Below are 19589 nucleotides of genomic sequence, written 5' to 3' on the forward strand. Positions count from 1 at the left end.
CTCACTCTCCCATGGCGCGCGCGACCCGGGATTGCACAGGGCGATCCAGTTGCCGATGGATCCAGTGGACCGTATCCACCAGGGCACGCAGGTCCACGCCCGTCTCGACGCCCATACCATGGAGCATGTAGACCACCTCTTCGGTGGCCACGTTACCAGAGGCGCCCCGTGCATAGGGGCAGCCCCCCAGACCTCCTACGGAACAGTCCACCGTGCTGATGCCTAATTTCAGTACGGCGAATAGATTGGCCAGGGCTTGCCCGTAGGTATCGTGAAAATGAGCCGCCAGATCTGCCAGAGGCACCTGTTCTGCCACGGTTTCCACCATGCGCTGCGCCTTCAGGGGGGTGCCGGTGCCTACAGTGTCACCGAGTGAGATCTGGTAGCACCCCATATCGTACAGGCGCCTGGCTACCCGGGTCACGGCCTCGGGGGCGATATCGCCCTCGTAAGGGCACCCCAGAGTGCAGGACAGATAACCTCTCACCAGAATCCCCTGCTCCTGGGCCTGAGCCAGGACCGGCTCGAAGCGCTCCAGGCTCTCGGCGATACTGCAATTGATGTTCTTGCGTGAGAAGGCTTCCGAGGCCGCTGCGAAGACTGCCACCTCACGGGCGCCGGCGGCTACGGCATTCTCGAAACCCTTGAGGTTGGGTGTGAGTACGGGGAAGCGGACGCCCGGCCGGTTGGGTAGCCCGGCCATGACCTGGGTGTGGTCTGCCATCTGGGGCACCCAGCGTGGCGAGACGAACGCCGTCGCCTCCACCTGACGCAGCCCAGCATCCACCAGGCGGCCAATGAGTTCCAACTTCACATTCGTGTCGATGTTGCCGGGCTCGTTCTGCAATCCGTCCCGGGGGCCCACCTCGACGATGTTGACGGCATGGGGCAGGGGCATGGCTCTCTCCTTCACTCGGCACTGGCGACGGATTGTCCGAGGCGCTCACGTGCTTTCACCAGAATGCTGGGCTGTAGTTCAAGCACGGGTTCACCGGCTTGATTGACTGCGATCCACAAGACCTTGATCACCCCCCAGCCGGGACGTGACTCGGAGGCCTTGACCTCACGGATCTCCATGTCCAGGGTGATGCGATCGCCTGGGCGCACGGCCTTGATGAAGCGGATGCCTTCCACCGCAATGCCAATCTGGCCTTCGGCCATGCGCAGGTCCGAGCGGATGGCCATGGCCGTCATGACGGAGATGGTGTGCCAGCCACTGGCCACGAGGCCACGAAAAAAAGTGTTGCGAGCGGCCACCGGATCCACATGATGGGGCTGGGGGTCAAACTCTTCGCCGAAACGGATGATGTCCGCCTCGGTCATCTCCTGTGGGCCGGTGCTGAAACGCATCCCCGGTTGTAGATCTTCCAGGTAGTAGGTGCTCATGGTGCGTCTCCGGGACGGATGGCCAGAAGCGGAGCCCCCTCGCTCACCTGGTCGCCCTCGTTGAAATGAATTGTATCCACCACGCCGTCATTGAAGGCGCTGACCACGTATTCCATCTTCATGGCCTCCAGCACCATGAGGGCGTCGCCTTCGGAAACGTGATCGCCCACCTTCACATTCACGGCCACCACCATGCCCGGCATGGGAGCCACCAGACTGCCTTCCTTGACCTCGTCATCCATGCCGGCGGCCAGGGGATCGTGCAACATGAGCTCACGGGTTTCGGAACTCATGGCCACGGTGAGTCGTTGTCCGTCACGTAAGACCCAGGCGTCCAGGTGCACGCCGTCCAGCTGCATGCGCAGCCGTCCGTCGGCATGAAGGTGTCCGCGGGCACGGTGGCGATGACCGGCCCATTCAATAAGAAAGCCGTCATCGCGGTAGTGGGCAATCACCTTGAGATCAAGATCCTGGGCGGTGTCCAGAAAGTGCAGGGTACGGTGGCTGTCGCCGTTGAGCTGCCAGCCGGAGGTGCCGTGCCAGGGGGAGTAAGGATCGTTCGATGTACGTGCTCTCTCCAGGTTATCGCGATCCACGCGCAGCAGTTCGTGCAGGGTGGCTGCGGCCAGCAGGGCTGGGCTGATCTCCCGCGGTGCCGGCAAAAGGGCGTCCCGGTGCGTCTCGATGAAGCCGGTGTCGATGCGCGCGGCCCGAAAATCCGGATGCGCCGCCAGGCGAGCGAGGAAATTCACGTTGGTGGTGGTACCCACCACGATGAACTCACTCAGGGCGGTCTGCAGGCGGTTGAGGGCGGTTTCACGGTCCTGATCCCAGACCACCAGCTTGGCGATCATGGGATCGTAGTGCATGGAGATTTCATCCCCCTCCTGAACCCCCGTGTCGATGCGCACGTGGGGGGATTCCTCGGGTGTGCGCAGGTGGCGGATCGCGCCAGTGGCGGGCAGGAATTCCCGGTCGGCATCCTCGGCATAGATGCGTGCCTCGAAGGCGTGACCGTTGAAGCTCAGACGCGACTGTTCACAGGGCAGTGACTGGCCGGCGGCCACCTGAAGTTGCCAGGCCACCAGATCCTGACCGGTGATCAGTTCCGTGACAGGGTGTTCCACCTGCAGCCGGGTGTTCATTTCCATGAAATAGAAGTCACCCCGGCCATCCATGATGAATTCCACGGTGCCTGCGCCCACATAGCCGATAGCCCGGGCAGCGGCCACTGCCGTTTCCCCGAAATGCCGGCGACGCACTTCGTCCAGGCCCGGCGCCGGCGCCTCCTCGATCACCTTCTGATGGCGCCGTTGCACCGAGCAGTCCCGTTCGAACAGGTGCACGACCTGACCGCAAGTGTCTGCGAAGACCTGGACCTCCACATGACGGGGCTGCAGCAGGTATTTCTCGATGAGCACGCGGGCGTCGCCAAAAGCCGCCGCTGCCTCCCGCTGCGCCCCCTTGAGGGCCTCGGCCAGTTCCTCGGGGCGGTCCACACGGCGCATGCCCTTGCCGCCGCCACCGGCGGAGGCCTTGATGAGTATCGGATAACCGATTTCTTCCGCCACGGCGGCCAGGTGCTGGAGTGACTGATCCTCGCCATGGTAACCGGGTACCAGGGGGACGCCGGCCTCCGCCATGATGGCCTTGGCGGCGCTCTTGGAGCCCATGGCCTCGATAGCCTCCGGGGGCGGGCCGATGAACACGATCCCGGCATCCTGGCAGGCTCGGGCAAATTCGGCGTTTTCCGAGAGGAAGCCGTAGCCCGGGTGAATGGCCTGGGCGCCGCTCTCCCGGGCCACCTGGATGATCCGCGCCTGGTTCAGGTAGCTTTCCCGTGCCGCGGCCGGGCCGATGGGCCAGGCCTCGTCACAGGCCTTCACGTGCATGGCCTGACTGTCCGGCTCGGAGTACACCGCAACGGTGCGGATCCCCAGTCGCCGGCAGGTCCGCTCGACCCGGCAGGCGATTTCCCCCCGGTTGGCGATCAGTATCTTGTCGAACATGCTCCAGTCCCTGTCAGGTGAATCTTATGATGCCTCACAAGGAGGCGGTGAAAGGGGCCCACTCAGGCCATACTGGAGGTGGGCCAGACCGGCGAACGCTTTTCAAGAAAGGCGCCCAACCCCTCCTGGCCTTCCCGACTGACGCGGATGTGGGCAATCCGGGCCGCGGTATCCTCAAGCAGCACGGCATCAATGGATTGGCCCGCCACGTCCCGCACCAGCGCCTTGGCGGCGGTCATGGCCTGGGGACCGTTCTGGGTCAGCTTCTCCAGAAGCTGAGTCAGCATTGTGTCCAGGTCTGCCTCGTCCACGGCCACTTCATGCACCAGGCCGATCTGCCGGGCACGCTCCGCATCAAACAACTCTGCCGTGGTGAAGTAGCGCCGCGCATGACGCTCGCCCATGGCCGCGATCACATAGGGGGAAATGGTGGCCGGGATGAGGCCCAGACGGGCCTCCGAGAGGCAGAATCGGGCCCGGGGGGCCGTCAGGGCAACATCACAGGCCGCCACCAGGCCCACGCCACCACCGATGGCGGCACCGTTGACCCGTGCCACGGTGGGCTTGTCGAGCCGATACAGGGTGTCCATCAGCTGGCCCAGGGCCAGGGCGTCGCGATGGTTTTCCTCTTCGCTATAGTCGACCATGCGTTTCATCCAGTGGATGTCGGCGCCAGCTGAAAAGCTCTTGCCCGCCCCGGTGAGGACCAGGGCCCTGACCGCCGGATCCTGCTCCAGCCTCACCAGGGTGCGGGTCAGTTCCCCAATCAGCGCATCGTCAAAGGCATTGTGACGATCCGGGCGGTTCAGGGTGATGGTGGCAACGCCGGCTTCGGCATGGACCAGCAACATATCGTTCGCCATGATCTTCCTCCAGGTCACATGCGGAAGAGCCCGAAACGGGTCTCCTCGATGGGGGCGTTGAGGCTGGCGGAAATGCCCAGCGCCAGCACCATGCGGGTGTCTGCGGGATCAATGACGCCGTCGTCCCAGAGGCGTGCCGTGGCATAGTAGGGGTGACCCTGGTGCTCGTACTGTGCACGGATGGGGGCCTTGAAGGCTTCCTCTTCCTCGCTGGACCAGGTCTTGCCCTGGCGTTCCAGGGTGTCTCGCCTCACCTGAGCCATTACGCCCGCCGCCTGCTCGCCGCCCATCACCGAGATGCGGGCATTGGGCCACATCCACAGGAAGCGCGGTGAATAGGCGCGTCCGCACATCCCGTAATTGCCCGCCCCGAAGCTGCCCCCGATGATGACGGTGAACTTGGGTACCCGGGCGCAGGCCACAGCCGTGACCATCTTGGCCCCATCCTTGGCGATGCCACCGGACTCGTACCTGCGACCCACCATGAAGCCCGTGATGTTCTGCAGAAAGACCAGGGGAATGCCCCGCTGGCTGCACATCTCGATGAAATGGGCCCCCTTGAGGGCGGATTCGGAGAAGAGGACGCCGTTGTTGGCCACGATGCCCACGGGGTAGCCATGAATATGGGCAAAGCCGCATACCAGGGTGGTGCCGTACAAGGCCTTGAATTCATCCACTTCGGAGCCGTCGACGATGCGCGCGATGACCTCGCGGACATCGAAGGGCTTGCGCGTGTCGGTGGGGATGATGCCGCCCATTTCCTCCGGGCTGTAGCGCGGCGGTCGCGAGGGTCGCAGATCCAGACTCACCTGCTTGTCCCTATTCAGGCGACTGACGCAGCGACGGGCCAGCCCCAGGGCATGTGCATCATTGAGGGCGTAATGGTCAGCCACCCCGGAGACCTTGGCATGCACATCGGCCCCCCCCAGTTCCTCGGCGGTGACCACCTCGCCGGTGGCCGCCTTCACCAGCGGCGGTCCGGCTAGGAAGATGGTGCCCTGTTCCTTGACGATGATGCTTTCCTCAGCCATGGCCGGCACATAGGCGCCACCTGCCGTGCAGGAGCCCATGACCACCGCGATCTGCGGAATGCCCTGGGACGACATGACCGCCTGATTGTAGAAGATGCGCCCAAAGTGATCCCGGTCCGGGAACACCTCGTCCTGATTGGGCAGGTTGGCGCCGCCGGAATCCACCAGGTAGATGCAGGGCAGGCGGTTCTGCTGGGCGATTTCCTGTGCCCGCAGGTGTTTCTTGACGGTGATGGGATAGTAGGTGCCGCCCTTGACCGTTGCATCGTTGGCCACAATCATGCATTCGTGACCCGACACCCGGCCGATGCCGGCGATGACCCCTGCGGAGGGCACTTCGTCATCGTACAGCCCGCAGGCGGCCAGTTGGGAGATCTCCAGGAACGGGGAGCCGGGGTCCAGCAGTACCCGTATGCGTTCCCGGGGCAGCAATTTGCCCCGGGACAGATGGCGTTCACGGGCCCCTTCACTGCCGCCGGCGCTGACCTGTGCCACACGCTGGCGCAGATCCTCGACCAGGGTCGACATGGCTGCCCGGTTGGCAGTGAACTCCTCGGATCTTGTGTCGATCTTGCTTTTGATGACGCTCATCGGTTTCCCTGCCCACCAGTTTGCTCATTGGGTGCCGGGCGCACTAGGACGGCCTCAGCGGGTTTCCTTGAACAGTTCCCGACCGATCAGCATGCGCCGGATCTCGGAGGTGCCGGCTCCGATTTCGTAGAGCTTGGCATCACGCAGTAGTCGACCGGTGGGGTATTCATTGATGTAGCCGTTGCCCCCCAGGCACTGGATAGCCTCGAGAGCCATGGCAGTAGCCTTCTCGGCGGTAAACAGGATGGCCCCGGCAGCATCCTTGCGCGTGGTCTGTCCCCGGTCGCAGGCGCGTCCGACGCTATAGACATAGGCCCGGGAGGCATTCAGGCCCACATACATGTCCGCCAGCTTGCCCTGCATCAACTGGAACTCCCCGATGGCCTGATTGAACTGCTTGCGTTCATGTACATAGGGCAAGACCACGTCCAGGCAGGCGGCCATGATGCCCAGCGGGCCAGCAGCCAGCACCGCGCGCTCATAGTCCAGGCCGGACATGAGGACCTTCACGCCTTCACCCTCACGGCCCAGGATGTTCTCCGCCGGCACCTCGCAGTGATCGAAAATCAGTTCGCAGGTGTTCGAGCCGCGCATGCCCAGTTTGTCCAGCTTCTGGGCGGTGGAGAATCCGGGGGTACCCTTTTCGATCAGAAAGGCCGTGATGCCCTTGGGGCCGGCGTCGGGATCGGTCTTGGCATAGACCACATAGGTGCTGGCCTCGGGGCCGTTGGTGATCCACATCTTGTTGCCGTTGAGTACGTAGCGATCGCCTTCCCGCCGCGCCCGCAGGCGCATGCCCACCACATCAGAGCCCGCGCCCGGTTCGGACATGGCCAGCGCGCCCACGTGCTCTCCGGTGATCAGCTTGGGCAAGTAGCGCTGCTTTTGTTCCTCGCTGCCGTTGATCTTGATCTGGTTGACGCATAGGTTGGAGTGCGCGCCATAGGAGAGAGCCACCGACGCGGAGGCGCGGGAGATCTCCTCCATGGCGACCATGTGGGCCAGATAGCCCATGCCACTGCCGCCGTACTTCTCGCTAACGGTGATCCCCAGCAACCCCATCTCGCCCAGCTTGGGCCACAGATCCTGAGGAAACTCGTTGTTCTGGTCGATTTCAGCCGCCTGTGGTGCGATTTCGGCGGCGGCAAACTCCGCGACCGCATCACGCAGCATGTTGATTTCATCGCCCAGGTCGAAGTCGAGGGTAGGGTGGTGACTCATGGCACGGTCCTTTCAGTGGTTTTCCAGAAGCGTATATTCAGTTCACGTAAACGTCAATAACGTTTTACGTTAACGTAAACGGCATTACATACCCAGGAGAGAGGCGCATGTCGGCAATGGGCCATCCTCCGTGATGGCCTCAGGAGCCCGTTTTGAGTCGGGTTTTGCTGTGATCAGGCCTGTCGGTGTCGCCGGGGCGCCCGGGGTTGGTCGTCTCCGCTGTGCGGTCCTGTTTCTCCTTCTCCTGGGCCGAGAGCAATTGCTCGCAGTGAGCGTAGGAGTGCTCCAGTTCCTTGAGGGTCTCTTCCAGGTCCTCCCGTTGACGGAGGAGATGCTGGCGCTTTTCGTCCAGCACCTTCAGGTAATAGCGCAGTTGCCGGGACTCCCCATGGGCATCGTCGTAGAGGTCGAATGCCTCACGCATCTCGCCCAGTGTGAATCCCAGTCGTTTGCCGCGCAGGATCAGCTTCAGGCGCGCACGATCCCGGCGGCGGTACAGGCGCTTGGTGCCCACGCGCAGGGGGGAGAGCAGGCCTTCATCCTCGTAGAAACGAATGGCGCGGGTGGTGATGCCGAACTCCCGGGCCAGTTCACCGATCGTGAACGTGGTGCCATGGGCATCGGTTTCCTTGAAGGCGGGCTGGGGTTGAGTCATGTGTGAACCTCCGTCGGCTCCTGCCGGCCACTCCGGGGGAGGGGGGCTTGGGGGGAATGCCGCAAACGTGAACGTCATTTCTGTGGGGCCGGTAAGGGGCGTTTTCCGAAATGCTTCCATTGTACGTGAAACCGGCAGCGGTTGAAGCGCTGCATGCTGCATTGCAGCGATCTTTTTTGTCGGCCACTCCGGTCGCTCTCTGCTTGCTGCTCGAGGTTTCCCGTCATGCACCGGGATGGTGCGCTGGGAAGCGGTTGTCAGCGGCCTGGTGAACAAGCCCGTACAGAATACAGCAAAAAAAGGTTGACGTAGACGTAAACGGTAACTAAATTGCCTATAACCTTATTACAGATAACCCCATAATCAGACCGGGATCAACCGGCGCCAAACCAAAGGCAGGAGGTCAGTCCTGATGTCAGGTCAGAGACTTAGTTATGTGTGCGGTGCGGGCACCGAGCCCTTGTGGGGCATCACCGTGGGTGAGCAACTCCATCATCTGGCCACGGTATGGCCCGAGGGGTTGGCCCTGGTGGACTGCCAGCAAGGAAGGCGCTGGACATGGTCGGAACTGGACCAACAGGTGGATGCGCTGGCCGCTGCCTATCTGGAGCTTGGTCTGGAGCCGGGCGATCGGGTGGCCATCTGGATGATGAACCGGAGCGAGTGGGCGCTGGCCATGTTTGCCGCAGCCCGGGTCGGCATGGTTTCCGTTAACGTTAATCCAGGTGCTCGCAAGGCGGAATTGCAGCGCTCCCTCCATCGGGTGCAAGCACGCGCACTGATCATTCAGGACCAATTCAAGAGCAGCGATTACCTGAAGATGGTGAGCGAACTCCTCCCGGAGTTGGCCAGCGCGGGGGCAGGGGCGCTTCGTTGCGAGGCGGTACCGAGTCTTGAGCGGGTGATTCGGGTGGGATCGGCGTCCACGCCCGGGATGATCAACTTCTCCGAGTTGCTGCGTGCGCCCAATGCCGAAACCCTGGAGCGCGTGCGCTCCTTGAGCGTTCTGGTGGACTTCGATGCGCCGGCCAATATCCAGTTCAGCAATGCCATGGGCGGCGAGCCGGCCGGCACCACGCTGACCCACCACAACATCATCAATAATGGTCTGACGGTGGGTCGCACGCTTCGCTTGAGCGAAGAGGATCGCGTGTGCATCCCGGTGCCGCTGTTTCACTGCTTTGGTCTGGTGATGGGCAACATGGCCTGCCTGACCCATGGCAGTGCCATGATCTATCCCGGGGAAGCCTTTGAGCCACTGGACACCCTGCAAGCGGTGCAGAAGGAAGGGTGTACCGCCTTGTATGGTGTGCCGGCCATGTTCAAGGCCATGCTGGATCATGAGGCGTTTGCCGACTTTGATCTGTCCACCCTGCGCACCGGGATCATGGCGGGGGCCCCGTGCCCGCCGGATACCATGGACCAGGTGATGAACCGCATGCACATGACCGAAGTGACCATCGGTTATGGCATGACCGAATCATCGCCCATCTCCTTCATGAGCGACGTGGACGATGCAGTCGAGCACCGACTGTCCACCGTGGGCACCATTCGCCCGCATCAGGAAGCCAAGATCATCGACAGCGAGGGCTGCATCGTGCCGCTGGGCGAGGTGGGCGAGTTGTGCGTGCGCGGCTATAACGTCATGCGGGGCTACTGGGGCGACCCCGATCTGACCGCTCGTGTCGTGGATACGGCACGGTGGCTGCACACCGGCGATCTGGCCCGGTTGGACGAGGCGGGCTATTGCCGGATCGTGGGCGGCGTCAAGGACGTGATCATTCGCGGTGGCGAGAACATCTATCCCCAGGAAATCGAGGATTATCTGCGTGGCCATCCGCGGGTTCGTGAGGCGGTGGTGGTGGGCGTCCCGGACGAACGTCTGGGTGAGGTGGTCTGCGCCTGCGTGGAACTCCAGAGCGGTGAGGCAACGCTCACCGCGCAAATGCTGCAGGACTACTGCCGCGAGCAGATCGCCCATTTCAAGATCCCGCGCTACGTGCGGTTTTACGAATCCTTCCCCGGCAGCACCGGGCGAGCGCTCAAATTCATGCTGCGTGACGAGAGCCTCAGGGATTTGGGGCTTCGTGATCCTGGCGGGGGGCATTGAGCCAGCGTCGGTCCCGTCGCGAAGCAAGGTATTCAGGAACCACAAAAACAACAGGGCGCGGATCGCCTCCGGGTGATGCGCGACGGAGGGGTGCGCGCCCCGTGTGCGTGACCCGACCTTGGGGACGGGAACAGCCACAACGGTGCGTTGGCCCGGCACGGGAAAACCACATCAGGTACTCGGAGGAACGAGGCATGACGAAAACGCAGGAAATCGTCGGCCAGCAGACCGTACTGGAATGCGAGGAGGTGTGCCGTTGGTTCGGTGGCCTCCAGGCACTGAAGGGCATCTCCCTGACAGTTAGAGAGGGTGAGATCTTTGGCCTGGTGGGGCCGAATGGCTCGGGCAAGACAACGCTCGTTAATGCCATCACTGGCTTCTATCCGCCCCAGCAGGGTGCGATTCGCTTTCTTGGCGAGCCCATCAACGGTTTGCGGCCTCATCGAATTGCCCAGAAGGGCATTGCCCGCACGTTTCAGAACGTGGCCCTGTTCAAGGGGCTGAGCGTACTGGACAACATCCTGCTGGGACGGCACATCTTCATGCGTCCCAGCTCCCTGGCTTCACTGTTCTACTGGTGGTGGGCGCAGAAGGAGGAGGTCTCGCACCGGGTCAAGGTGGAGGAGGTCATCGACCTGCTGCAGCTGGAGAGTGTGCGCGATGAGCCGGTGGATGTGATTCCCCTCGGGATGCAAAAGCGTGTGGAACTGGCCCGGGCGCTGTGTGCTGAACCCCGCTTCCTGGTCCTGGACGAGCCCATGGCTGGCATGAACCAGGAAGAAAAGGAATACATGGTGCGCTTCATCCTGGATGCCCGCGATGCCATGGGCGTCACCATGCTTCTCATCGAGCACCACATGGACGTGGTCACCGCCATTTGCAACCGGGCTGTGGTGCTCAATAACGGGGAGAAGATCGCCGAAGGCCCCACTCGCGAGGCCATCAATGATCCTGCCGTGGTCGCGGCCTACATCGGGAAGACTCAAGATGCAGCCTGAAAGACAATATCGCGAAGATCCGCCTGAGGATGCCCTGCACCCTGACTGGCGGGAAGATGATCACCTGATCCAGTTACTGGTCCACAATGCCCGGGAGCACAGTGACGAGGTCGCCCTGCGTGAACGTCATCGGGGCATCTGGCACGAGTACACCTGGCAGGACTATCTGGATCATGTCATGAACCTGGCCGCCGGGCTTGAAGCCCGTGGCGTGCGCGCCGGCGACCGCATCCTGGTGGTGGGCGATAACCGACCCGCCCTCTACTTCGGCATGCTGGCCGCCGTGTGCCTCAAGGCCATTCCCTCGCCGGCCTACCCGGACACCAATCCTGCGGAACTCCAGGGTCAGATGGAGGCGGAGGCCATCCGCTGCGCCCTGGTGGAGGACCAGGAGCAGGTGGACAAGCTGTTGTCCGTCCGCGAGAACGGCTATGACCGTCTGCAACTGATCGTCTTTGATGACGAGCGAGGTCTGAAGGGAGAAGAGCCCGAGGGGGCGGTGAGTACCCTGGATCTGATGGCTCAGGGTCAGCAGGAGAGGGAAAAACGTCCGGGTCTGGATGCGGACTTGCAAAGCCGCGTGTCGGTGCATGACATTGCCGTGCTGCTGCACTCGTCAGGTACCACGGGGGCGCCGAAGGGCGTGCCGCTCAAGCATGGGCATATCCTCTCGGGGGTGCGTAACGCTTCGACAGCGGGGTATTTCCGCAAGGGTGAAGTGCACATGGCCTATCTGCCCATGGCCTGGGTGGGGGACTTCATTTTCACCGTGGGGGCTGCGCTGGCACTGCGCTTTTGCGTCAATATTCCCGAGAAGCAGGAAACAGCCCTTCACGACCTGCGTGAGATCGCTCCGACGCTGTACTTCAGCTCTCCTCGGGCCTGGTCCAACATGCTCACCCGAATCCAGGTGGGCATCAATGAGTCCTCGCCGTTCAAGCGGCGTCTTTACCATCACTTCATGCCCTTTGCGGTGGAACTGGAGCGGCGTCGCCTGGAAGGCAAGATGCCCGGTGCCCTGGAACGCTTCTGGCGTGGCGTGGGGGAAGTACTCATCTACGGACCCATCAAGGATCACCTGGGTCTGAGCCGGGTGGAGCGTCCCTACACGGCAGGGGAGGCCATTGGTGAGGATGTGTTCCTGTTCTTCCGTGCTCTGGGTCTGAATCTGCTTCAGTTCTACGGCCAGACGGAGAACTGCGCCCTGTGCGTGGCCCAGCCGCCGGACTCCATCAGTCTGCACACCGCCGGCAAGCCGTTCCCCGGCGTGGATCTCAAGATCAACAAGGATGGCGAAATCCTGGTGCGCGCCGACAACATCTTCGACGGCTACTTCAATAACCCCGATGCCACCCAGGAGACTCTCCAGGATGGCTGGATGCATACCGGCGATGCTGGCTATCTGGAGGAAGATGGTCAACTCGTGGTGCTGGGACGGGTATCAGAGGTGGTCTACACCGAGGCGGGTGACCGGTTCATTCCCACCTACGTGGAAAACCGCCTCAAGTTCAGCCAGTACATCAAGGACGCCTGCATCCTGGGTAGAGAAAGGGCATTCCTGGCGGCCTTGATCGTCATTGACATGGAGGCAGTGGGGCACTGGGCCGAGGAACATGGCGTCGCCTACACCTCGTTTTCCGATTTATCCCAGAAAGCACAAGTGTATGACCTGATCAATGGCGAGGTGGTTCATGTCAACACCGTTTTACCGGAAGGTCTGCAGATCAGACGCTTTGTCAATCTGCACAAGGAGTTCGACCCTGATGACGGCGAGGTCACTCGCACCCGCAAGCTCAAGCGCAAGGTTATCGACCAACACTACGCACCGATCATCGATGCCCTGTATGGCGGTCGACGGGCTATCGAATACGAAGCTCGGATCAGTTACGAAACCGGCGCATCGGGGATGCTCAAGCGCCACCTGACGGTCCATGACGTCATCCCGGCTCGTGTTGCAGAGGAGGCTTAAGCAGTGGATATACAGTTTCTGCTCGAATTGATGATCAATGGCGCTCTGACCGGCTTGATGTACAGCCTGGTCGCCCTGGGTATCGTGCTGATTTACAAGTCTTCGGGAGTCCCCAATCTGGCCCAGGGGGCCATGGTGATGATCGCCGCCTACCTCATCTGGATGTTTGCCCACCTTATGGGCGTGCCGATCGTATTTGCCATCCTTCTGGCCGTCGTGGGTATGTTCCTGTTCGGCATGGTCACCGAGCGTCTGCTCCTGCGCAAGATGGTAGGGCAGCCCACCATCATGGTGGTCATGCTCACCCTGGGCCTGGAAAGCCTGCTGCGGGGGCTTGGTCCGGGCCTGCTGGGGGCCTCACCCAAGAGCCTGGATCTGGGTCTGGACATGATGCCCATCATCATCGGCGATGTGTTCATCAACCGTGAATACCTGGTGGGCGGCATCATTGGCGGTCTCATGGTAGCGGGTGCCCTGCTGTTCTTCCGCACCCGCATCGGTACCAAACTGCGGGCGGTATCCGACGATCACGTCTCCAGTTGGTCGGTGGGCATCTCGGTGGAACGGGCTGTGGCCATCTCCTGGGGGTTGGCGGGTATCTCGGCCGTGGCTGCAGGTGCCATGTGGGGATCGGTTCAGGGCGTGGACTGGACTCTGACTGCCTTGCTCTTCCCGGCAGTGGCCGTGGTCATCCTCGGGGGGCTGGACAGCGTCCACGGCGTGTTCGTGGCGGGGTTGATCGTTGGCATCCTCGGCAGCGTCATTCCCGGGTTCGTGGATCCACTGGTGGGGGGCGGCACGCGTGACGTGGTGACCTCCCTGATCATCCTGTTGACCATCATTTTCCGCCCCCACGGCATCTTCGGCCGTGAAGATATCGAGAGGGTCTGAGCGTCATGTTCTATCGACTGTCCGGAATCAAGCATACGCGCTATGCCTCGTCGCGGGCCCTGTGGCCGGTGACCGCCGACCGCCGTCTCATGCTGGCGTTAGTGACCCTGGCACTGCTGGCGCCATTGTTACTGTCTGATCTGTATCTCACCAGCTACATGCTGCCATGGCTGATCTGGACTGCGGCCGCCCTGTCACTGACCCTGTTGATGGGCATGGCGGGGCAACTGCATTTCGGCTTTGCCGCCGTGCTGGCCATTGGTGCCTATACCAGCATCCATCTTACGCGTGCCGGCGTGCCTTTCGAGTTGGCTTTGCTGGGGGCGGGTCTGATGTCGGCCTTCATCGGCGCGATTTTCGGGGCCGCGGCATTGCGGGTGAAGGGCCTCTATCTGGTGATGGCCACCCTGGCCATGCAGTATCTGGTGGAATGGGTGATCATCAATGTGCCCGCCATCTCCGGGGGTGCTCAGGCTACGCTCAGCACCCCTGAAGTCACTTTCCTGTTCGTGCCGTTGCAGAGTGATGCCTCGCTTTACTATGTGGCACTGTTGTGGACCGTGGTGGTGACTCTGCTGCTGCTCAACATCAAGCGCACCAGTTTCGGTCGGGCCCTGGTTGCGGTGCGGGACAAGGACTTCGCCGCTGCGGTGATTGGGGTGGATCCGGTGAAATACAAGCTGCTGGCCTTCTTTGCCGCCTCCTTCCTTGGCGGTGTCACCGGCGCCATCCTGGCCTTCTGCTACTACCAGGCGGTCACGCCCGAGCAGTTCGGCTTCAATGTCTCCATTCAGTTGGTGGCCATGGTGCTGGTGGGCGGTCTGGGCAGTGTCATCGGTGCCTACCTGGGAGCTGGTTTCGTGCTCCTGCTACCCATCGTTCTCACCAATGTGCTGGCCTTCCTGGCCAGTTATGAGTGGATGCCCATCTCGTTCAACCTGATCGCTCACATTCCGCTGATGGTCTACGGGGCATTGATCATCGGTGTGTTGCTGTATGAGCCCCTGGGACTGGCCAAGATCTACGACAACCTGCGCAAGTATTTCGTGGTTTGGCCATTCCGTCATACCCAGAGCTAACACCTCCCCGCAGGGGAGGGCATATAAAACTTGGAGGAGTGTGTGTCATGAAACCATTCACCCGATGGCTGGCCAGCGTGGCCGGAGCCGCGGCCCTGGGCCTGGGCGGTGCCGCCCAGGCCGAGAAGGAGCCCATCAAGTTCGCGTTGCTGCAGGACTTTACTGCTGTCTACACCTTTGTGACGAACGAGTATCACCAGGGCCAGCGTGACTATCTGCGGTTCGTGAACGAGACTGGTGGCGTTGAGGGCCACATGATCGAAACCATCGTGCGCGATACGGCCAACGAACCTCAGCGCGGGCTCGAGGCCTATAATCGGGCCCGTCGTGAAGGTGCGGTTCTGGTTGATTTTTTCAGTACTCCCGTTTCCCGTGCGGCGGTCAATCGTGTACTGGATGATGAAGTGGTCATGATCACGGCACTGCACGGTCGTGGCGACGCGAGTGAGGGGGAAACGTTTCCCTTCGTCTTCCCGATGATGGCGACCTACTGGTCCCAGTCCACGGTCCTGGCAGACTACATCGATCAGCACCAAGGGGGACTGGAAGGCAAGCGGATCGCGCTGGTACACATCGATTCTCCCTTTGGCCGCGAGCCCATGCCGATACTGAAGGATCTGGCAGAGAAAAAGGGTTTTGACCTGCGCGCCTTTGCTTATCCTAGCCCCGGCACGGAGCAGTCGGCTACCTGGTCCGATGTACGCCGTTATCGGCCTGATCACGTGATTATCTGGGGCGCCGGTGGTGGCCAGCAGGTGTCAGTACGTGAAGCCATTCGCAACGGTATCCGCCAGGAGAACATCCTTTCGGTGGTATGGCTGGCGGAAACCGATGCGCGCAACGTAGGCGGTAACCATATGAAAGGCGTCAAGCGCTTCGAGGCCGTAGGCACGGGCACTGATCACGCAGTCATCCAGGACATCATGGAACACGTGATCGAACCGGGCCACGGCCAGGGTTCTGCCAGTAACGTGGGTACCACCTATTACAACATCGGCGTCGCCACCATGGCCGTGGCCGTGGAGGCCGCACGGCTGGCCATGCAGGAGTTCGGAGCCCCGCTGACCGGTGAAAAACTGCGTGACGGCTTCCGCATGATCGAGAACTTCGACGCCAGAGGCATGATGCCGCCCATCACCATCACCGCTGATGATCATCAAGGGGGAGGGTATGGCCGCGTTTCCGCCTGGAATGGTGAGGCTTGGGAACCGCTGACCGACTGGTACTCAGCCCACCAGGACATCGTCTGGGAAGAGATCGAGAAGGATGCTGCTGGCTTCCGTGAAGGCCGCTGAACCCCATATGCCGCTGGGGCGGGTGAAGGCCCCAGCGGCCTAAAGGGTATCCATGACAGGAAAGGGGTAATCCCATGCAGAATACTGCCAGTCAAATCGCGCCGGTCGCCGACACCGGTCAGCCTCTGCTCGAACTGGCCAATGTGGAAGTGATCTATGACCGGGTCTTCCTGGCTATCAAGGGCGTCTCGCTGAAGATCCACCGAGGGCAGATGATCGCCCTTCTGGGTAGCAATGGAGCCGGCAAGAGCACCACTTTGAAGGCCATCAGTGGTCTGCTGGCCCCGGAACGTGGCCTGGTCACCCGCGGCACGCTCACTTTCCAGGGCAAGGACATGCTGCCGTTGTCGCCGCCCAAGCGGGTTGCCAGCGGCCTGGTGCACGTGCTTGAAGGACGACGCATCTTTGAGCACCTGTCACCGGAGGACAACTTGCTGGCCGCCTACGCCACCCGCGGCAGTCGACAGCGTTACCAGGAGCTCAAGGAGCAGGTATTCAATTATTTTCCTCGTCTCAAGGAACGGGCCCGGAGCAAGGCCGGTTACCTGTCGGGCGGTGAGCAGCAGATGCTTGCCATCGGCCGCGCCCTGATGACGGAACCCGAACTGATCATGCTGGACGAGCCCAGTCTCGGTCTCTCGCCGCTGCTGGCGCAGGAGATCTTCGAGATTATCCGTGAGATCAATAAGGAGCAGGGGGTCAGCGTACTGCTGGTGGAGCAGAACGCCGCGGCCGCCCTGGCGGTGGTGGATTATGCCTACCTGCTGGAAAACGGCCATGTCGTGATGAGTGCCGATGCCGCCGTCATGCGGGAGAACCCCGACGTACAGGAGTTCTACCTGGGTGGGTCCGGCAAAGTGGACTACCTGAACGTCAAACATTACCGGCGTCGCAAGCGCTGGCTTGCCTGATGCCGGACTCGATCGCTGTTATCAAGGAGTGTGCCATGTCCGCCACTGTTACCATCCCCCTGGATTCTTCAGCCCGTTCCCAGGCAGCCCTCAAACCCGGTCTCTCCCTGGCTGGCCAGTTGGGTGCACGCGTCCGGCTGGTTTCGGTGGTGCCCCGAGAGGCGGACAGCACCGAACGCAAGGCCTTGTTGCAGAGCATTCTGGCCGCTCGCGGACTCAACGACGCTCAGGTGGAAGTTGTCACGCATAGTTCGGTGAACGAAGGACTGATGCAGGCCATGAGCGCCGAGCCGGATAGTCCACTGGTGATGTCCACACACGCCCGCGGTGCCGTCGGGGAAGCCGTGGTGGGCAGTGTCGCCGGAAATATACTGCGTCAGTCGCGTCGTCCGGTTTTGCTGGCTGGTCCGGATCTTTCCGAGGAGTGGACGGGGCCCATCCGCACGGTGCTGATCTGCCTGGATGGATCTCCGCTCTCCGAGGCCGTGTTACCGCCGGCGGTGGCTTTTGCACGCTCGATCGGCGCGGATGTGCGCCTGATCCAGGTGCTCAAGCCCAGCTTTGGCCATGGCGGTCCCGGCGCGGACTCGGGGGAGTGGGTCTACCTGCGTCGCATGGCGGACCACATGCCAGAAAAATACGGGGTGCAGGCCAACTGGGACGTGCTCCACGGCAAGGACGTTGCCCGGGCCGTGGTGGAGTACTCGGCACTGATACAGGGGGCGGTGATCGCCATGACCACCCACGGGCGCACGGGGCTGCAGCGCGTGATCATGGGCAGCTTTGCCCGTGAGGTGGTGCACTCGGCCCGTTCGCCGGTGCTGGTGCTGCGCCCCGACGAAAATGGCAACGTCTGACATATCAATCTAACTAAGGAGTGGCCCATGAAGGTACTCGTACCGGTCAAGCGTGTGGTGGATTACACCGTTCGGGTGCGCCCACGCTCCGATGGCAGCGATGTGGACATTGCCAACCTGAAGATGTCCATGAACCCCTTCGACGAAATCGCTATGGAGGAGGCGGTGCGGCTTCGCGAGGCCGGCGTGGCCACCGAGGTGGTAGCGGTCAGCGTTGGCCCGACCGCGGCCCAGGACACGCTGCGCACGGCCCTGGCCTTCGGCGCCGACCGGGCGCTGCTGCTGGAAACGGAGGAAAGCCTCGCACCGGTGGTGGTCAGTCGCGCCCTGGCCGCCGTGGTGGGGGAAGAGTCCCCCGATCTCGTGCTGATGGGAAAGCAGGCCATCGATGATGACTGCAACCAGACGGCACAGATGCTCGCCGCGCGTCTGGGCTGGGGGCAGGGCACCTTCGCCTGTCGCCTGGAAATGGGTGATGGGGAGGTGATCGTCACCCGGGAAGTGGATGGAGGTACCCGCACCTTGGCTTTGCGGCTGCCCGCAGTGGTGAGTACTGATCTTCGACTCAACGAGCCTCGCTATCTCAAGCTCCCCAACATCATGAAGGCAAAGAAGAAACCCCTGGATCGCCGTCCCCTGGACACCCTCGGGGTGGAGACCCGCAGCGGCATCCGCACGGTCAGTGTGGCCGAACCGCCCGCGCGCAAGCCGGGTGTGCGCGTCGCCGACGTGGGGGAATTGCTGAACAAGCTCAAGAACGAAGCACAGGTGATCTGATATGACAGTGCTGGTAGTGGCGGAACATGATCATCGACATCTGGCTGATGCCACCCGCAGGACGGTGAGTGCCGCGCTTGCCCTGGGTGATGCCGTGGATGTCCTGGTGGCCGGGCAGGACTGCCAGGCCGTGGGTGAAGCGGCGGCGGCACTGGAGGGGGTGAGCCGTGTACTGCTATGTGATGACCCGACCTATGCCCATCAGCTGGCCGAACCCCTGGCCGAGTTGGTCATCTCGCTGGCCTCGGACTACTCGGCAGTGCTGGCCGCGGCCACCACTCAGGGCAAGGACTTCATGCCCCGGGTGGCCGCCCGTCTGGATGTGGCCCAGGTGTCGGACATCACCGGGATTGAGGGGCTGACCACCTTCGAGCGGCCCATCTATGCCGGCAATGTCATGGCGCGGGTGATCTGCGAGGATCCGGTCAGGGTCATCACGGTACGTCCCACGGCCTTTGACCCGGTGGGTGAGGGCGGCTCGGCGTCCATCGAGACGGTGCCGGCGGCCCAGAACCCGGGCGTGTCACGCTTTGTGGAGGAATCGCTCACCGAGTCGGAACGCCCCGAACTGGGCGCGGCGCGGGTGGTGGTCTCCGGCGGGCGCGGTGTCGGTAGTGCCGAGGGCTTCCATCTGCTGGAATCCCTGGCCGACGAACTCAATGCTGCCATCGGCGCCTCGCGTGCAGCCGTGGACGCCGGGTTCGTGCCCAATGACTACCAGGTGGGCCAGACCGGCAAGGTGGTGGCTCCCGAGCTGTATATCGCCGTGGGGATCTCCGGGGCCATCCAGCACTGGGCCGGCATGAAGGACAGCAAGGTGGTGGTGGCCATCAACCGTGACGAGGAGGCCCCCATGGTCCAGATGGCCGACTACGCCCTGGTGGGTGACCTATTCCAGGTGCTGCCCGCCCTGCGGGAAGGGCTTCGCGCCCTCAAATCCTGAACC

The 19589-nt window shown here is 62.4% G+C and carries 17 protein-coding genes; 10 read left to right on the forward strand and 7 right to left on the reverse strand.

The genetic code is table 11. The annotated features are described in order from the left end of the window. Position 1: 1 nt before the first annotated feature. The 7 genes from LPW29_RS04730 to LPW29_RS04760 all read right to left on the reverse strand — a co-directional run bounded on the left by LPW29_RS04730 (position 2) and on the right by LPW29_RS04760 (position 7756). Positions 2-898, reverse strand: coding sequence for a hydroxymethylglutaryl-CoA lyase (locus LPW29_RS04730; RefSeq protein ID WP_238627073.1), 897 nt, complete (start codon positions 896-898; stop codon positions 2-4). 11 nt (positions 899-909) lie between these two features. Then, positions 910-1386: a MaoC family dehydratase gene (locus tag LPW29_RS04735; protein WP_238627074.1), complete on the reverse strand. Its 477-nt coding sequence runs from the start codon at positions 1384-1386 to the stop codon at positions 910-912. Further along, positions 1383-3395, reverse strand: coding sequence for an acetyl/propionyl/methylcrotonyl-CoA carboxylase subunit alpha (locus tag LPW29_RS04740; protein ID WP_238627075.1), 2013 nt, complete (start codon positions 3393-3395; stop codon positions 1383-1385). Before LPW29_RS04740 ends, LPW29_RS04735 begins: the two co-directional genes overlap by 4 nt. 62 nt (positions 3396-3457) lie before the next feature. After that, positions 3458-4258, reverse strand: coding sequence for an enoyl-CoA hydratase/isomerase family protein (locus LPW29_RS04745; RefSeq protein WP_238627076.1), 801 nt, complete (start codon positions 4256-4258; stop codon positions 3458-3460). A gap of 14 nt (positions 4259-4272) precedes the next feature. Next, a complete protein-coding gene (locus LPW29_RS04750; RefSeq protein WP_238627077.1) occupies positions 4273-5880 on the reverse strand; it encodes a carboxyl transferase domain-containing protein in 1608 nt (535 codons plus the stop codon). A 54-nt stretch (positions 5881-5934) separates the two neighbouring features. Continuing rightward, positions 5935-7101, reverse strand: coding sequence for an isovaleryl-CoA dehydrogenase (locus LPW29_RS04755; protein ID WP_238627078.1), 1167 nt, complete (start codon positions 7099-7101; stop codon positions 5935-5937). Between the two features lie 139 nt (positions 7102-7240). Then, positions 7241-7756, reverse strand: coding sequence for a MerR family transcriptional regulator (locus tag LPW29_RS04760; protein WP_238627079.1), 516 nt, complete (start codon positions 7754-7756; stop codon positions 7241-7243). Between the two features lie 412 nt (positions 7757-8168). On the opposite strand from LPW29_RS04760, the gene LPW29_RS04765 reads away from it, so the two are divergent. From LPW29_RS04765 to LPW29_RS04810, 10 genes are all read left to right on the forward strand, one after another. Next, positions 8169-9866, forward strand: coding sequence for an AMP-binding protein (locus tag LPW29_RS04765; RefSeq protein ID WP_238627080.1), 1698 nt, complete (start codon positions 8169-8171; stop codon positions 9864-9866). 194 nt (positions 9867-10060) lie between these two features. Beyond that, positions 10061-10864 carry an ABC transporter ATP-binding protein gene (locus tag LPW29_RS04770; protein ID WP_238627081.1) on the forward strand — a complete coding sequence of 268 codons (804 nt, stop codon included), beginning with the start codon at positions 10061-10063 and terminating at the stop codon, positions 10862-10864. Beyond that, positions 10854-12833: an AMP-dependent synthetase/ligase gene (locus LPW29_RS04775; RefSeq protein ID WP_238627082.1), complete on the forward strand. Its 1980-nt coding sequence runs from the start codon at positions 10854-10856 to the stop codon at positions 12831-12833. The genes LPW29_RS04770 and LPW29_RS04775 overlap by 11 nt, the downstream gene beginning before the upstream one ends. Before the next feature lie 3 nt (positions 12834-12836). After that, on the forward strand, positions 12837-13724 hold the full coding sequence (locus tag LPW29_RS04780; RefSeq protein ID WP_238627083.1) for a branched-chain amino acid ABC transporter permease: 888 nt from the start codon (positions 12837-12839) through the stop codon (positions 13722-13724). 5 nt (positions 13725-13729) lie between these two features. Further along, on the forward strand, positions 13730-14803 hold the full coding sequence (locus tag LPW29_RS04785; RefSeq protein ID WP_238627084.1) for a branched-chain amino acid ABC transporter permease: 1074 nt from the start codon (positions 13730-13732) through the stop codon (positions 14801-14803). A gap of 47 nt (positions 14804-14850) precedes the next feature. Further along, positions 14851-16098, forward strand: coding sequence for an ABC transporter substrate-binding protein (locus LPW29_RS04790; RefSeq protein WP_238627085.1), 1248 nt, complete (start codon positions 14851-14853; stop codon positions 16096-16098). A gap of 74 nt (positions 16099-16172) precedes the next feature. After that, the gene (locus LPW29_RS04795) at positions 16173-17009 is read left to right on the forward strand and encodes an ABC transporter ATP-binding protein (protein WP_238627086.1); all 837 of its coding nucleotides are present in this window, start codon (positions 16173-16175) and stop codon (positions 17007-17009) included. 35 nt (positions 17010-17044) lie between these two features. Next, positions 17045-17866 (forward strand): universal stress protein, encoded by an 822-nt coding sequence (locus tag LPW29_RS04800; protein WP_238627087.1) that lies wholly within the window; start codon positions 17045-17047, stop codon positions 17864-17866. 27 nt (positions 17867-17893) lie between these two features. Next, a complete protein-coding gene (locus tag LPW29_RS04805) occupies positions 17894-18643 on the forward strand; it encodes an electron transfer flavoprotein subunit beta/FixA family protein (RefSeq protein ID WP_238627088.1) in 750 nt (249 codons plus the stop codon). Between the two features lies 1 nt (position 18644). Further along, on the forward strand, positions 18645-19586 hold the full coding sequence (locus LPW29_RS04810) for an electron transfer flavoprotein subunit alpha/FixB family protein (protein ID WP_238627089.1): 942 nt from the start codon (positions 18645-18647) through the stop codon (positions 19584-19586). Positions 19587-19589 lie beyond the last annotated feature (3 nt).

Source organism: Ectothiorhodospira sp. 9100 (genome assembly GCF_022227565.1).
GTDB lineage: Bacteria > Pseudomonadota > Gammaproteobacteria > Ectothiorhodospirales > Ectothiorhodospiraceae > Ectothiorhodospira > Ectothiorhodospira marina.

Excerpts from the sequence above, each read along its gene's own strand:
- LPW29_RS04730 (WP_238627073.1), bottom strand. The coding sequence starts at position 898 with ATGCCCCTGCCCCATGCCGTCAACATCGTCGAGGTGGGCCCCCGGGAC.
- LPW29_RS04735 (WP_238627074.1), bottom strand. The coding sequence starts at position 1,386 with ATGAGCACCTACTACCTGGAAGATCTACAACCGGGGATGCGTTTCAGC.
- LPW29_RS04740 (WP_238627075.1), bottom strand. The coding sequence starts at position 3,395 with ATGTTCGACAAGATACTGATCGCCAACCGGGGGGAAATCGCCTGCCGG.
- LPW29_RS04745 (WP_238627076.1), bottom strand. The coding sequence starts at position 4,258 with ATGGCGAACGATATGTTGCTGGTCCATGCCGAAGCCGGCGTTGCCACC.
- LPW29_RS04750 (WP_238627077.1), bottom strand. The coding sequence starts at position 5,880 with ATGAGCGTCATCAAAAGCAAGATCGACACAAGATCCGAGGAGTTCACT.
- LPW29_RS04755 (WP_238627078.1), bottom strand. The coding sequence starts at position 7,101 with ATGAGTCACCACCCTACCCTCGACTTCGACCTGGGCGATGAAATCAAC.
- LPW29_RS04760 (WP_238627079.1), bottom strand. The coding sequence starts at position 7,756 with ATGACTCAACCCCAGCCCGCCTTCAAGGAAACCGATGCCCATGGCACC.
- LPW29_RS04765 (WP_238627080.1), top strand. The coding sequence starts at position 8,169 with ATGTCAGGTCAGAGACTTAGTTATGTGTGCGGTGCGGGCACCGAGCCC.
- LPW29_RS04770 (WP_238627081.1), top strand. The coding sequence starts at position 10,061 with ATGACGAAAACGCAGGAAATCGTCGGCCAGCAGACCGTACTGGAATGC.
- LPW29_RS04775 (WP_238627082.1), top strand. The coding sequence starts at position 10,854 with ATGCAGCCTGAAAGACAATATCGCGAAGATCCGCCTGAGGATGCCCTG.
- LPW29_RS04785 (WP_238627084.1), top strand. The coding sequence starts at position 13,730 with ATGTTCTATCGACTGTCCGGAATCAAGCATACGCGCTATGCCTCGTCG.
- LPW29_RS04790 (WP_238627085.1), top strand. The coding sequence starts at position 14,851 with ATGAAACCATTCACCCGATGGCTGGCCAGCGTGGCCGGAGCCGCGGCC.
- LPW29_RS04795 (WP_238627086.1), top strand. The coding sequence starts at position 16,173 with ATGCAGAATACTGCCAGTCAAATCGCGCCGGTCGCCGACACCGGTCAG.
- LPW29_RS04800 (WP_238627087.1), top strand. The coding sequence starts at position 17,045 with ATGTCCGCCACTGTTACCATCCCCCTGGATTCTTCAGCCCGTTCCCAG.
- LPW29_RS04805 (WP_238627088.1), top strand. The coding sequence starts at position 17,894 with ATGAAGGTACTCGTACCGGTCAAGCGTGTGGTGGATTACACCGTTCGG.
- LPW29_RS04810 (WP_238627089.1), top strand. The coding sequence starts at position 18,645 with ATGACAGTGCTGGTAGTGGCGGAACATGATCATCGACATCTGGCTGAT.